Source organism: Clostridium neuense (assembly GCF_045310695.1).
Classification (GTDB): Bacteria; Bacillota; Clostridia; order Clostridiales; family Clostridiaceae; genus Clostridium_S; species Clostridium_S neuense.
In genome coordinates this window covers 1-14,501 of the sequence record NZ_JBJIAA010000006.1, presented here as the reverse complement: position 1 = coordinate 14,501, position 14,501 = coordinate 1, and the positions used below count along the sequence as shown (strand labels likewise).

Here is a 14,501-nt window from a genome sequence, read left to right as displayed (position 1 = left end):
ATAATCATATAGAAAATATTTTATTGTATGATTAAAATATAAGGTGAAATTTTAAGGGATAATAATAATTCAGTTAAGCTTTAAAAAGAATATACTAAAGCCTAACTGAATATAATTTTTAGCTAATTAATTTGCTTATTCACATATTAACCATATGTAACGAATATATTTTGCTATATATGATAGGTTGGAGCATATTTTCAGTCCAGCTAGTAACAACATTGTTGTTACTAGCTGAGTAAACCACCAACTTAGCTGGTGGTTATGATTGCTTTTGTAATAATTTTTTTATATCATCGTCATACATAGTTTCATTTTCAAGTAGAGTATTTGTAAAATCCTCTAATAAATCTCTATTTTCAAGTAATAAATCTTTTGTCTTATTATATAAATTTTCTACAGTTGTTTTACATTCTTCTATAACTAAATTTGATACAGAATAGTTAATTTCGTATAACTCATCAATGTTTAAAAGACCTAAGCTTGTACCCATACCGTATTTTGTAATCATGTTTGTGATCATATTTGTGCTTTGTTTTAGATCGTTATAGGCCCCTGTAGTTACATTCTTCTTTCCAAAAATAATTTCTTCGGCAGCACGTCCGCCAAGTAAAACCATTATTCTTTTTATTATATAATCTTTATTTTGGTACATTTTATCCTGTGGAACACTTAAAGTATATCCACCGGCCCCTTTTGTGCTTGGAATTATAGTTACCTTTGATATTTTTTCTTCTGGAAGAAGCTTTAAAGAAACAATAGAATGTCCAACTTCATGATAAGCTGTTATTTTCTTATCATTAATGCTTATATAATCTCTATTTATTTTTTCATGTCCAGCAATAACTATTGAGAAGGCTTTTTCAAAGTGAATATTTTCAATGTACTTACTATTTTCCTTACAGGCAAGAATAGCGGCTTCATTTACTAGGTTTTCAAGTTTGGCTCCTGAAAAATATGCTGTTTTTCTTGCAAGATCATCTAAATCTATATTATTTATAGGCTTATTTTTCATATGGAGTGTTAGTATTTTTTTTCTAGCCGATATGTCTGGCAAGGTGACTTCTATATGTCTATCAAATCTTCCAGGTCTTAAAAGAGCTGAATCAAGTATATCGAGTCTGTTTGTTGCTGCAATAATGACTATACCTTGTTTCTCATTAAAACCTGACATTTCTGTAAGTAAAGCATTTAAAGTTTGATCTCTTTCTTCTGAACCACCAGATTTTCCTCCATCCCTTTTTTTACCTATTGCATCTATTTCATCTATGAAGATAACAGCTCGTCCATGAAGTCTTGCTTTTTTAAATAATTGTCTTATTCTACTAGCTCCAACTCCAACATAAACTTGCACAAAATCTGAACCAGACATAGCATAGAAAGGTACATTAGCCTCACCAGCTACAGCTTTTGCAAGCAGTGTTTTACCAGTTCCAGGTTCTCCATATAGTATTATTCCTTTTGGCATTCTTGCACCATAGGAATAATATTTTTCTGGACTTTTTAAAAAATCAATAACATCCTTTACATTTTCTTTTGCTTCTTCATTACCAGCTACATTTTCAAAGTTTACATTAATATCTTTTACTTCATCAGCGTTAAGATTATCTACAGCAAATACTTTTTTTGAAGTTAGTTTAGATGATTTTATGAAAACAGCTATGAGTGTTAGTACCGATAAAGCTAAAGTAATAGTTGGAATTACATCTATAACATATACGGGAGCTTGTTCTGAAACTTCAATTCCAGAATTTAATAAAGTCTCTTTAAATATTAAGTTTCTCGGATTATCTGTAATATAAGTAGTTCCATTTTTTAGTTTAACAGTTATATTTGGCGAATTTGTTAAATAAACTTTAGAAATTTTTTTGCTAGCTATATCATTTTGGAACTTAGAATAGTTTACATAATTGTTATTTTTATAATAAACATTAGATATTACTATTAAAAAAACAGAAAGTATAGAAACAAATAAAGGTATAAGCATATATTTGTTTTTGAAGAATTTCATAAGCGCACCTCCGCACAAGTTTGGTTTACATAATACATTATATACTCACAAATACGCTTATGTCTATTGGAAAATAGAGTAAAAACATCATTGCAATATAGGCTTTACTAATTGAAGTTATAAACTTATACTTTTATTGAGGCAATGAAAATTTTGTTAGGGGGAAGGTCATGAAGATATCAAGCGTCATAGTAAAAATAAGCGAAAATGACATTCTGCAAATAATTGAGGAGTATGTTGATGTTAAAGAATTAAGCATACAACAAATATCCATTGGTGATATTCTAACAGTATATGGTACATATAGTAAGGGCATAAAAATTCCATTTCAAGTTAAATTAGGATTTGGATCGGTAAAAAACAATATCGTTATGGCGAAAATATTAAGTATAAAAGTAGCAAAAGTAAGGGTGAGTATTGACATATTAACTTATCTTATTAATAAAGTTACTAATATATTAAAAGATATTGGTATTGATTTAAAAAAAGATAATTTGTATATAGACATAGATATTTTATCAAAAATAATTCCATTTATATATTTTAAGGTTAATTATATAAAATCACACAAAGGATATTTAGAAGTTGAAGTTGAAAATTTAATATATACAAAAGAAAAAGAAATTGAAAGTATACATAAAGAAGATAGCGATGAGAAGGTAAGGAAGATAGTTGATGGATATACAAAAATAAGAAAGAATATATGTAGTAAAATTCCTAAAAAATATGAAAAATTTGCTGAGTATTTTATGATTTTACCAGATTTAATAGTTTTACTTGGAAGGCTATTGAAGGATAATAGAGTTGAAATGAAAACGAAAGTTATAATAGCAGGAACAATTGCGTATTTGGCATCGCCTGTTCAGATAATAGCTGAAATTATACCAGTTTTGGGACAAGTAGATGATATAAGTCTAACATTTTTTGTTTTAGATAGAATTGTAAATGAAGTTCCTGAAAAAATTATAATTGAAAATTGGCAAGGAAATAAGGATATAATTTGCAAAATTAAGGATGGAACTAAATTTATATTTAATAATATTGGGACAGGCAATGCTATTAAAATTTTAAAGTATATAGCATCTATGAAGCGTAAAAGTAATAAAAAATAATGTTTAATAAAAAAAAAAATGCACACTATATATGTAGATTTAAATTTTATATGTAAGGAGTGTGTTATAATGAGATTTTTAAGAGGAATGACAGCAGGGGCTGTAATTGGTGCAGTTGCAGGTATGTTAATAATGCCACAGCTAAGCTGGAATACAAGAAGAAGATTTGGTAGATCAGGTAGAATTATAAGAAATACAGCTGAAGACTTGATGGATTCTATGAAAAGCTGGAATAAATAAGTCGAATTTAATCATTTAATTTGATAATTTTAATAAAGATATTTAAGTAGTAAAATGAAATTCAAGGTAACTAAACGTTATCTTGAATTTCATTAAAAAAATCATTAATTTTTGCTCTTTACTAAAAGAAATATGCTATAATTAAGTAAAAGTAGAAAAAAATAAACTTTATATAAATAACTTGGGTTTAAATGTAAATTATTTAGACAACTTTTAAATACATATGGCAAAGGAAGATATATTATGGAGATATTATCATTAGGAGAAAAAATAAAGACTAGAAGAAAACAACTCGGTATGACTCTTAAGGATTTAGCAGGAGATAGGATAACACCAGGACAGATAAGTCTTGTTGAATCAGGCAAATCGAATCCAAGTATGGATTTGCTTGAATATCTTGCCAGTACGCTTAATACTTCAGTAGAGTATCTAATGGAAACAGAAGAAACACAAGCAGAAAAGATTTGTACTTATTATGAAAATACTGCAGAAGCGTATATACTGAATGATGAATATGAGGAAGCAGAGGGATATCTTGAAAAGGCTATGTATTATGCGGAAAACTATAAGAATGAGTATAGGAAAGCTGAGATTTTATATCTGCATGGATGTATTAATATGAGCAAAAAAGAACTAGGATTAGCACAACAGTATTTCCTTTCATCGAATGTTATATTTATAAAGTTGAACTGTCACGAACAAATTGTAAATACATTTATAAAACTTGGGAAGATTACTTTTTATTTAAAAGCATATAATTCTTCTTGCAGCTATTTTGAACAAGCAGAACAAGTATTTAATAATAATAGTATAAGCAATGATTTTTTGATAGGAGAAATATATTATTCTATGGCTATGATATATTTTAAAATGGATGAAATAGATAAATCCATTAATTATTGTATGCTTGCGAAGGAGAAATTTAATCAACTTGAAAATAAAAAAGAATATGCAAAAACTCTAATCCTTTTATCTAAGCAGTATTGTGAAAAAGGTGATATTGATAATGCAATAATGTACTCAAAAAAGTCTCTAAAAGTCTTTAAAGAAAATGATGAAAATATGCTTGTAGGTGAAATTGAAAATAATCTAGGAAAGTTATTTGCTGAATTTGAAAATATAGAAGAGTCGTTTGAACATCTTAAAAGGGCTAAGGAAATTAGAAGCAAAAGTAAAGGACATGCTCTAATAGAAACTTTGGGTAATATTTGCGAAAATTATATAAAACTTAAAGATACAGAGAATTCACAAAAAGTACTTGATGAAATAGGAGAAGTTGTTGATAGTAGTGATCCATCAGATATGCTTAAATATTACATGCTTATATACAGGGTTAATCTTATGAATAAGAATTTTGTTGAAGCAGAAAACATATTGTTTGCTTCACTAAAATATGCTGAGAATATGGGGTTAGATAAAGAAACGGCTGAAATTTCTTTGATTATGGGAAAACATTACATTGATAATGGGAGCGATGTGGAAGCTGCTAAATATTTAAATAAGGGTATAGAAAAACTAAAAAAGATAGGCATATTAAAAGACTTATAATTGGATAGGTGTGTGAATATACATGGAAATATTGTCTGTTGGAGAAAAAATAAAAAGAGCAAGAATATACAAAAGGTTGACCTTAAAGGATATATGTAATGAAAAAATATCTGTATCTAAAATGAGCTGTATAGAGAATGGGAAAATAGCTCCAGATGATTATATACTCGAATTTATATCAAAAAAACTAGATGTAAGCCTTGAATATCTTAAATATGATACTAAAAATCAGTTTATAGACAATTTAAAAAAGTTTAATGAGATAGATGATAGTAAAAAAGAAGAATATTTAAAATATAATATGTATTATGCAAAGCAGTACAATTACTATGAGATAGCTTTTGAATTTGTGCATATTTTATTTAATTACTATCTTGATAATAATAATATAAGTTTAACTAGAGAGTTATCATCGGAATACTATGATATATGTAGAAAGAGTCAAAAAATCACTGACAATATTACATATTATATGGATATGGGGCGATATCTATTTTTTAGCAGTGAGTATTCTCAATCAGCTAATTATTATAGAATAATAATTGATTATATTGAACAGAATAAAATTAAGAAAAATAATATAAAAATAAAAGCATTTTATTATGAAGCTCAATCTTATATAATGATGGGTGACTACAGCAAGGCTTATAAAATTGCATGTAAATTGACTGGTTATCTTAGCGAAGTAAGTGATGATTTAGTAAAAGCAAAAATATATAATATTCTTCTATTTTTATCTGTAAAGATGGATGATATAAACTTTTTTAAGTATGAAAGAGAAGGAGAAAAATATTTCGAAACTAATTCTAAAGTTAAAGCTCAATTTATGTACAACCATGGATTGAGATTACTTAGAGAAGATAAAATTGATAAAGCTAAGGAACTTATTTGCGGTTCCATGAAGCTATTTCCTAATGAAGGAAACAAAAAGTATTCTTATTTTATTACAGATCTTATAAATGATTTAATAAATTCAAAAGATGTAACGAAATATGAAGATTTATGTGATGAAATATTAAATTATTCTATTAACATAAATAATTATCTTATAATAGAAAATGCATATTATTTAAAAGCTAAAATATTCGATAAAATTGGAAATAAAATTTCATTTGAGATGTGTATGAGCCTTTCATTAGATTTTCTTCTTAAATTGAATAATAATGAAAGATTGTATAATAGATACCTAGAAATGGGCAAGATGTATGCAGATCTTAATAACATTCATGAATCGATTAAATACTTTAATTTAGCTATTAAATTAAGAAAAAAAATATAACTAAGATGTTATTATATTGGGATAGTTTACCTTATGCTGGTTTCAAAACGAAATTCCTAGTGAATCGAGAAACTTGTATAAGGTTAAAAGCTTTAGTAAATAAAAGATAGGGAGAGTGGAAGTATGAATGTTGACAAATTGACAGTGAAAGTACAAGAAGCTATAAATGAGGCACAGGCGATTGCTTTAAAGTTTAACCACCAGCAAATAGATACAATCCACCTTTTTATGGCTATAATATCTCAAGATGATGGTCTTATACCTAATATATTTGAGAGAATGGGTATAAATTCAAAAACAGTCAAGGATGATACTGAAAAAGAGCTTGATAGGATGCCAAAGGTACTTGGAGAAGGTGCCAGAAATTCTTCTATATATGTAACTAGAAAGTTTGAAGAAATATTTATAACTGCTGAAAAAATAGCAGATGATTTTAAGGATTCCTATATAAGTACAGAGCATATTATACTTGCATTTATGGAAGGTAATGATTTAGTAGTAAGCAAAATATTAAGAAAAAATAATATAAATAAAAAAGAATTTTTAAACGCTCTAGCAAGTGTAAGAGGTAACCAAAGAGTAGATTCTAAAGAGCCAGAAGCTACTTATGATGCACTTAAGAAATATGGAAGAAATCTTGTTGAAGAGGCTAAAAAGCATAAACTTGATCCTGTAATAGGAAGAGATGAAGAAATAAGAAGAGTAATAAGAATTATATCCAGAAGAACAAAGAACAATCCTGTTCTAATAGGCGAACCCGGTGTTGGAAAAACCGCAATTGTAGAAGGACTTGCTGAAAGGATTGTAAGAGGTGATGTGCCGGAAGGACTTAAAAATAAAATTGTGTTTTCACTAGATATGGGTTCTCTCATAGCAGGGGCAAAATATAGGGGAGAATTTGAAGAAAGATTAAAGGCTGTACTCAAAGAAGTTCAAAAAAGTGAAGGGAAAATAATACTTTTTATAGATGAAATTCACACTATAGTTGGTGCTGGAAAGACAGAGGGGGCTATGGATGCTGGCAATCTTATAAAACCAATGCTTGCAAGAGGTGAGCTTCACTGCATAGGTGCTACGACTTTTGATGAATATAGAAAATATATAGAAAAGGATAAGGCACTTGAGAGAAGATTTCAAACAGTACTGGTGGAGGAACCTACAGTAGAGGATGCAATATCAATACTAAGAGGTCTAAAAGAAAGATTTGAAATTCATCATGGAGTTAGAATACATGACAGTGCAATAATTGCAGCAGCAAAGCTTTCAGATAGATATATAACAGAAAGATTTTTACCAGATAAGGCTATAGATCTCATTGATGAAGCTGGATCCATGATAAGAATGGAAATAGACAGTATGCCTACTGAACTTGATATGCTTAAGAGGAAGATATTTCAGATGGAAATTGAAAAGGAAGCCCTTACCAAGGAAAATGATATAGCATCTAAGAACAGACTTGGTGTTTTAGAAAAAGAGCTTAGTGATCTAAAAGAGAAAGATAAGGCTATGACGGCCAAATATGAAAAAGAAAAGGCACAAATTGGGGAAGTGAAAGAACTTAAAACAAAGCTTGATGATATAAAAGGTCAAATAGAAAAAGCTGAAAGAGATTATGATCTTAACAAAGCTGCTGAACTTAAATATGGTGAACTTCCTAGATTAGAAAAGCTGGTAGAAGAAAAAGAAAATGCTATAAAAGATAAAAATGAAAATGCTATGCTTAAGGAAGAAGTAACTGAAAATGAAATTTCTGAAATAGTATCAAAATGGACAGGAATTCCAGTTTCAAAGCTTGTTGAAGGAGAAAGAAAAAAACTTGTAAGACTTGAAAGTGAGCTTAAAAAAAGAGTCATAGGACAGGATGAAGCTGTTACAGCAGTATCAAATGCAGTAATAAGAGCAAGAGCGGGTTTAAAGGATATTAAAAGACCAATTGGATCATTTATATTTCTAGGACCTACAGGGGTTGGAAAGACCGAGCTCGCTAAAACTCTTGCAAGAACCCTTTTTGATAGTGAAGAAAATATAATAAGAATAGATATGTCTGAGTACATGGAGAAATATTCAGTATCAAGACTCATAGGAGCGCCTCCTGGATATGTTGGTTATGAAGAAGGTGGTCAGCTTACTGAAGCAGTTAGAAGAAAGCCTTATAGTGTAGTTTTATTTGATGAAATAGAAAAAGCACATGATGATGTATTTAATATATTTTTACAAATTCTTGACGATGGAAGACTTACAGATAATAAAGGAAAAACAATTGATTTTAAAAATTGTATAATCATAATGACCTCTAATATAGGAAGCAGTAATCTTCTTAACAATAGAGAGGTTTCAGCTGTGGATGCCGAAATAAAAAATAAGGTAATGAATGAACTTAAACTAAGATTTAAGCCTGAATTTTTAAATAGACTTGATGATATAATTATGTTTAAGCCTCTTTCTAATAATGAAATAGGAAAAATTATAGATATTTTTCTTGTTGATATTGTAAAAAGATTAAAAGAAAGAAATATGGGATTAACTGTTACGGAAAATGCAAAGAAGCTTATGGAAAAGGAAGCATATGATCCTTTATATGGAGCAAGACCATTAAAAAGATATATAGAAAATACTATTGAAACTGAAATAGCTAAAAAGATAATAAGCGGAGAATTTTATGATGGAATGAATATATGCGTGGATGAAGTAGATGGTAATATAAATATATATAATATATAAATTCAATTCATATACATTTTATGTAGAAGGTAGTTTTAATTACCTTCTATTTTTTTACAAAAAGGCATAAGAGTATATACTTTTCAAATTTTTAACGATATGAGTGAATAAAAAAAAATGAACTTACTTATAACAAAAGTTATAGATAAAAAGCAGAAGATGGATTTGAAAAAGGAACCTTCACACTAAAAAATTATTCAAATATAATATATAAAAGTTGCGAAGTGACATAATAGTGAAAAATCTCAACTCATTTCACTCATTAAAAAGTTAAAGGTTTTACTTCTTAAATTACATATTAAATAATTATTAGTGCAGCAGTTCCTCTTGTTTTTAGTACTATTTTTTTTCTCTTTTTATTATAAATTCTTTGGCTTTTTGTTCAAGAGTGTCATCTAAAGGTTCAAGATTTATAGTTCCATATTTTCTTTCAAGTGCTGTTTTTATAAGTCTATCTGCAAGTTCAGGATTTTTAGAAAGAAGTGAACCATGAAAATAGGTACAATATGTATTTTTATAAATGCAACCTTCGTAACCATCAGAACCGTTGTTTCCATACCCTACAATTACTTTTCCAAATGGTTTTAAATCATTTATATAAGTCCTTCCAGAATGATTTTCAAAACCTACATAAGTTTCTTTAAAATCTTCATTTTCTATTACTGTATTACCTATAAATCTAATTGAGCCACCATCGGTTTGTATATTAAGTATTCCAACACCATCAAGTTTCTCACCATCAGGAGTAGTATAATATTTTCCTAAAAGTTGGTATCCCCCGCAAATTGCTAAAAATACTTTCCCATTATTTATATACTCACTTACAGCAAATTTTTTAGTTTGTATAAGATCAGCTGAAACTATGGACTGCTCATAATCTTGTCCACCTCCGAAAAAAGTTATGTCATACTTATTACCTTCGAATGTATCTTTAAGTGATACGTTGAAAATATTTACTTTTATATTTCTTTTTTCAGCCCTGTATTTCAAAATTCGTATGTTTCCTATATCGCCATATACGTTTAATAAATCGGGATATAGATGGCATATGTTAAGTTCCAATACTATCACCTCTACCAAAGTTTTTTAATAAAGCCTTTTGAATAAAGAAATTTTCTAAAGTCTATCATAGCTGTGTAAGTTGCAAGAACATATATTATATCACCACTGCAGCTTTGTAAGTCGTTGAGTAATTCATCAAAAGTCTGAGAAAGAGTAAAACTTTCTTCATTTAGACCAGCTGTTTTTAATCTTATGCCCATATCATAAAGCCTTATGCCTGAAATCATAATTTTATCTAAATTTAAAGATTGCAAGCTTTCAAAGTTTACATCCCAAATCCACGATACATCACGTCCATCAGCGTAATTATCGTTTAAAAATACAGTTAAATCTATTTTTCTTTTGTCTAGGGCTATAGTTTTTATAGCCTCATCATATCCAGCGGGATTTTTTACAAGAATTATTTTAACATCTTTACCGTTTATGTTTATAGATTCCTGTCTTCCAAAACTACTTTTTGAACTTTTTAAAGCGTTAAATATTATTGAATTATCTACTTTAAGCGTTTTGGCGACAGAATATGCACAAAGACCGTTATATATATTATAAGCACCAGGTTGATTAAGATAAAAGTCATTACCATTAATTGATATTAAGGAGCCTGAAGGATCTAAATCCTTAATTTTATCTATGTAATAATTTAATTCTGGTCTTTTATAACCGCAATTTTCACAGTAGAATTTGCCTAAATGATTATAAGTTATAAATTCATATTTATACGGATGTTTGCATTTCTTACAGAATTTTGCGTCGGCGTTTATGCTTATCTTATTATCAGTGCTTATAGCACAATTAAAACCATAGTAAATTTTAGGATTAGGAATGTCTAAATCTCCAAGTAAAGATTCGTCTCCATTTAATACTAAGGTTGTATTAGGAACTTTTTTTACACCTTCCATTATTTTAGATAAGGTTGTATAAACTTCACCATATCTATCAAGTTGATCTCTAAATAAATTAGTTATAACGATTATTTTGGGTTCAACATATTCAGTAAGGAACTTGAGGTTTGCCTCATCTATTTCTATTACAGCATATTTATCTATATTGTTTTTAAAGCTAAAATGCTGAACAAAACAGGATGTTATTCCAGGCTTTAAATTGGCACCGGTATTATTTGTTATAACTTTTTTACCAGCATCATTTAATATGCTATAAATTAAATTAGTAGTAGTAGTCTTACCGTTTGTTCCTGTAATAAAGATTATATTGTATCCTTTAGTTACAGTAGAAAGAATATTTTTATCTATTTTTAAGGCCACTTTACCAGGAAAGTTAGTTCCACCCTTAAAAAGAACCTTCGACAATTTAATTATAATCTTAGAGATAATAATACTAAAAAAGCTTTTAATGTTAATTTTGAACACCTCCAATGAATATTATTATAATACATATTTTAAATATTTACATCTAAATATAAAATAAAAAAAGTGCAAGAATATAATCTTACACTGAAAATGTGCCCTGTTTGTAATTTCCGAGTATATCATTTACAGATGAAACTGTAATAAAAGCTGTTGGTTCTATTTCCTTAAGTAAGAGCTTTAACGCTGGAAGCTGATATTTTTGGATGACTACGTATAAAACCTTCTTATTTAAATGGGAATAACCACCAACTGCATCAAGCTTTGTTACTCCTCTATTCAACTTTGCATTTATAGATGAAGTAATTTCTTCTGATTTAGTGCAAATTATAAAACACTGTCTTGAAGATGAAAAACCTTCCTGGATTGTATCTATCGTTTTTGAACGTATAAAACTCATTATTAGGGCGTAAAGTACGGATTGAGGACCTAAGACTATCCCTACAAATATATATACGATAATGTCCTGAAAAAGCATTATTTTAGAGAGAGGAATAGATTTAGCTTGATTTTTTACTATTTTTGCAGATATATCAAGTCCTCCAGTTGAACCTCCACCCATAAAAATCAACGACATTCCTATTCCAGAAACTACACCACAAAATATTGCAGAGGTTAGTTTATCAGAAGGAGGTATAAAGTGATAATTCGAAAAGTGCAAATTCATATAATCTATTAACATTGATGAAATAACTACTATAAAAGCACTTTTTATTGCGAAATTCTTTCCAAGAAGTTTAAAGCCGAATAAAAAAAGTGGTATGTTTAAGATTATTGTTGTAATACCTATCTTAAAGCTAAAAAGCTTGTTCAAAGATAAGCATATGCCTAAAATACCACCGGTACCTATTTTAGAAGGCGTAAGAAGTATACTCGCATAGATAGAAAATAAAATGCACCCACAAGTTAAAAACATATATTTTTTAAGTGTGGTAATAAAAAAATCATTTTTATAGAGTTCGGATAATTTCTCCATGATACTCATCTCCTGTAATAGAAAGTTATAATTTTTTATATTCACGTAAAGTGAAATTTGAAAGAAAAAATTCATAATGCTATGCTATAGTAGCATAGTAAAGGGAATATTTGCAAATTTTAATTTATATTGCTTATTAAATTTTATTAGTTGTATTGATATAAATGAATAAAATTTATATGATATGTAGAGATAATTAGTTTATACAATATAAATTAGTTACTATTTTATTAATTTTTAAATAAAATGTTGAACGGATGCTATTAAATAGTATAATTAATTTATTGTGTGTAGAAATAATTATACGTAAAGAGGGGAGCAATTTATAATGTACATAAATTTAATTTTTATATTTAAGACTGTACTTGAAGGTATTATTGAAGGATTGACAGAATTTCTTCCAGTATCTTCAACAGGTCATATGATAATACTAGGGAGTATTATAAATTTTAAAGAAGGGGCAATTCCAACAAGTTTATATAATAAAGGATATCTTGACATGTTTGAGGTTGTGATTCAACTTGGAGCTATACTTGCAATTGTTGTTTTATATTGGGACAAGATAATCTCAACTCTTAAACCATCAAATTTATGGCCTTCTATGAAACAACATCAAAAATCAGGAATTGCTATTGTAGGTGAATTTTTTTCAAATGGATATAAAACAAAGCCAGGATTTAAATTTTGGATTAATATTGTAATAGCGTGTATACCAGCTGTTTTAATTGGATTCCCATTTCAACATAAAATAGAAAAAATATTATTTTATCCTAAACCTGTTGCAGCTGCATTAATTGTTGGAGCTGTGTGGATGGTATATGCAGAAAGTAAATTTAGAAAAAAAGCAAAAATTAAAAGAGTAGATGATGTTACTATTAAACAAGCTATTATAATTGGATGTTTTCAATGTTTGGCATTATGGCCTGGAATGTCAAGATCAGCATCAACAATTATTGGAGCGTGGATAGTAGGCTTAACAACAGTAGCGGGTGCTGAATTTTCATTTTTTCTTGCCATACCTATGATGATTGGAGCATCAGGACTTTCGCTTATTAAAAGTAAAATTGTATTATCAAGCATACAGATAATAGGACTAGGTATAGGCTTCTTAGTAGCATTTATAGTAGCATTATATGTAGTAGAGGGATTTATAGGATTCTTAAAGAAGAAGCCTATGAGAGTTTTTGCTGTGTACAGGCTTTTTCTTGGAATTGTAGTTTTAGTATTAGGATTTGCGAAACTAATATAGATGAATAAACTACCTATAAAAATCTAGAAGATTTCAATTATCTTCTAGATTTTTTTATAAATAATTTTAAGTATATTTTGCATGAAAAACGAGAACATTATATATTGAAAAGGGAAAATGCAGAGGAGGAGTTAAAAAAATGAATGCCCAAGAAATAATTGAAAATGTTGTTAGGGAAGGCAAATGGATAAAAAATAACATAGGTGCAACTAGAGTTCAATGTTTTAAATTAGTAGAAGAGGAAAAAAAACTTATGGTAATTATTGTATCAGATAAATTAGAATGTCCTATATCTTCTGCGGTTGAAAAGATAATGGCAATGGATACAGGTATAGTATTATTTTATGACGGACAATATTATCAAAGAGTAGAGAAAAATGAATATGACTTGTATAAAAAATATTTGTCTAAAGATGAATGGAATATTGTACTTGGTAATGAACCAATTGAAAATTTAATTAAAAACGATTTAATAAGTGATAAGGATGAAATTTCAGCTGAGGTACATGATAATACTGAAGCCTATATAAGTAGAAGTTACGATAAAAGTGATACAGATAAATTAAATTATATCTATAATAAGTAGTAAATATAACATAAACACTTCCTAGAGTATCAATATAAAAAATATAAAGAAAAAGTAAGAAAAAGTGAATATTAATGATATAAATTTGTATAACCAATGTATATTAAAAAAGCAATTAAAAAAAGTATGATATTATATTACATGTCGTCGCAAGATGACGGTGATTAATGAGTTCTGAAAAAACATTAAAAAAATGTTGACAGGGCAAATTAAAAATGATATTATATAAAAGCTGTCTTATGCAGCACATTGAACTTTGAAAATTAAACAGAGAAGAGATAATGAACCAGCAATTCTTTTGAATAGAAGAAATTCTATTTAATAAAATAAAGCGATGAGCTTAAATCAAACTT

At 28.2% G+C, this 14,501-nt stretch carries 11 protein-coding genes; 7 read left to right on the top strand and 4 right to left on the bottom strand.

All coding sequences use genetic code 11. The annotated features are described in order from the left end of the window. Window positions 1–262: 262 nt before the first annotated feature. Entirely contained in the window at window positions 263–2,011 is a 1,749-nt protein-coding gene (locus ACJDT4_RS07950) for an ATP-dependent metallopeptidase FtsH/Yme1/Tma family protein (protein WP_406787027.1), read from the bottom strand. 170 nt (window positions 2,012–2,181) lie between these two features. Between ACJDT4_RS07950 and ACJDT4_RS07945 the strand changes: the two genes are divergently transcribed. The 5 genes from ACJDT4_RS07945 to clpB all read left to right on the top strand — a co-directional run bounded on the left by ACJDT4_RS07945 (window position 2,182) and on the right by clpB (window position 8,911). Then, the gene (locus ACJDT4_RS07945; RefSeq protein WP_406787026.1) at window positions 2,182–3,123 is read left to right on the top strand and encodes a YkvA family protein; all 942 of its coding nucleotides are present in this window, start codon (window positions 2,182–2,184) and stop codon (window positions 3,121–3,123) included. Window positions 3,124–3,192: 69 nt separating this feature from the next. Next, a complete protein-coding gene (locus tag ACJDT4_RS07940) occupies window positions 3,193–3,363 on the top strand; it encodes a YtxH domain-containing protein (protein ID WP_406787025.1) in 171 nt (56 codons plus the stop codon). A gap of 243 nt (window positions 3,364–3,606) precedes the next feature. Next, window positions 3,607–4,911 carry a helix-turn-helix domain-containing protein gene (locus tag ACJDT4_RS07935; RefSeq protein ID WP_406787024.1) on the top strand — a complete coding sequence of 435 codons (1,305 nt, stop codon included), beginning with the start codon at window positions 3,607–3,609 and terminating at the stop codon, window positions 4,909–4,911. A 22-nt stretch (window positions 4,912–4,933) separates the two neighbouring features. Further along, window positions 4,934–6,190 (top strand): helix-turn-helix domain-containing protein, encoded by a 1,257-nt coding sequence (locus ACJDT4_RS07930; protein ID WP_406787023.1) that lies wholly within the window; start codon window positions 4,934–4,936, stop codon window positions 6,188–6,190. Window positions 6,191–6,313: 123 nt separating this feature from the next. Beyond that, window positions 6,314–8,911, top strand: a complete 2,598-nt coding sequence (clpB, locus tag ACJDT4_RS07925) for an ATP-dependent chaperone ClpB (protein WP_406787022.1) — start codon at window positions 6,314–6,316, stop codon at window positions 8,909–8,911. 339 nt (window positions 8,912–9,250) lie between these two features. Here the strand turns inward: clpB and ACJDT4_RS07920 are convergent, their stop codons facing one another. The 3 genes from ACJDT4_RS07920 to ACJDT4_RS07910 all read right to left on the bottom strand — a co-directional run bounded on the left by ACJDT4_RS07920 (window position 9,251) and on the right by ACJDT4_RS07910 (window position 12,313). Continuing rightward, complete coding sequence (locus ACJDT4_RS07920; RefSeq protein WP_406787021.1) at window positions 9,251–9,973, bottom strand: type 1 glutamine amidotransferase; 723 nt, start codon at window positions 9,971–9,973, stop codon at window positions 9,251–9,253. 11 nt (window positions 9,974–9,984) lie between these two features. Next, on the bottom strand, window positions 9,985–11,340 hold the full coding sequence (locus ACJDT4_RS07915) for a MurT ligase domain-containing protein (protein ID WP_406787269.1): 1,356 nt from the start codon (window positions 11,338–11,340) through the stop codon (window positions 9,985–9,987). 79 nt (window positions 11,341–11,419) lie between these two features. Beyond that, window positions 11,420–12,313 carry a YitT family protein gene (locus tag ACJDT4_RS07910; RefSeq protein ID WP_406787020.1) on the bottom strand — a complete coding sequence of 298 codons (894 nt, stop codon included), beginning with the start codon at window positions 12,311–12,313 and terminating at the stop codon, window positions 11,420–11,422. Between the two features lie 328 nt (window positions 12,314–12,641). Here ACJDT4_RS07910 and ACJDT4_RS07905 point away from each other — a divergent pair, with 328 nt between their 5' ends. Together ACJDT4_RS07905 and ACJDT4_RS07900 are read left to right on the top strand one after the other, a co-directional pair. Continuing rightward, on the top strand, window positions 12,642–13,562 hold the full coding sequence (locus ACJDT4_RS07905; protein WP_406787019.1) for an undecaprenyl-diphosphate phosphatase: 921 nt from the start codon (window positions 12,642–12,644) through the stop codon (window positions 13,560–13,562). A gap of 139 nt (window positions 13,563–13,701) precedes the next feature. Then, on the top strand, window positions 13,702–14,148 hold the full coding sequence (locus ACJDT4_RS07900) for a hypothetical protein (RefSeq protein ID WP_406787018.1): 447 nt from the start codon (window positions 13,702–13,704) through the stop codon (window positions 14,146–14,148). The last annotated feature ends 353 nt before the right edge of the window (window positions 14,149–14,501 follow it).

Bases quoted from the DNA above. Each gene is read 5' to 3' on its own strand.
- ACJDT4_RS07950 (WP_406787027.1), bottom strand. From the start codon at position 2,011: ATGAAATTCTTCAAAAACAAATATATGCTTATACCTTTATTTGTTTCT.
- ACJDT4_RS07945 (WP_406787026.1), top strand. From the start codon at position 2,182: ATGAAGATATCAAGCGTCATAGTAAAAATAAGCGAAAATGACATTCTG.
- ACJDT4_RS07940 (WP_406787025.1), top strand. From the start codon at position 3,193: ATGAGATTTTTAAGAGGAATGACAGCAGGGGCTGTAATTGGTGCAGTT.
- ACJDT4_RS07935 (WP_406787024.1), top strand. From the start codon at position 3,607: ATGGAGATATTATCATTAGGAGAAAAAATAAAGACTAGAAGAAAACAA.
- ACJDT4_RS07930 (WP_406787023.1), top strand. From the start codon at position 4,934: ATGGAAATATTGTCTGTTGGAGAAAAAATAAAAAGAGCAAGAATATAC.
- clpB (WP_406787022.1), top strand. From the start codon at position 6,314: ATGAATGTTGACAAATTGACAGTGAAAGTACAAGAAGCTATAAATGAG.
- ACJDT4_RS07910 (WP_406787020.1), bottom strand. From the start codon at position 12,313: ATGGAGAAATTATCCGAACTCTATAAAAATGATTTTTTTATTACCACA.
- ACJDT4_RS07905 (WP_406787019.1), top strand. From the start codon at position 12,642: ATGTACATAAATTTAATTTTTATATTTAAGACTGTACTTGAAGGTATT.
- ACJDT4_RS07900 (WP_406787018.1), top strand. From the start codon at position 13,702: ATGAATGCCCAAGAAATAATTGAAAATGTTGTTAGGGAAGGCAAATGG.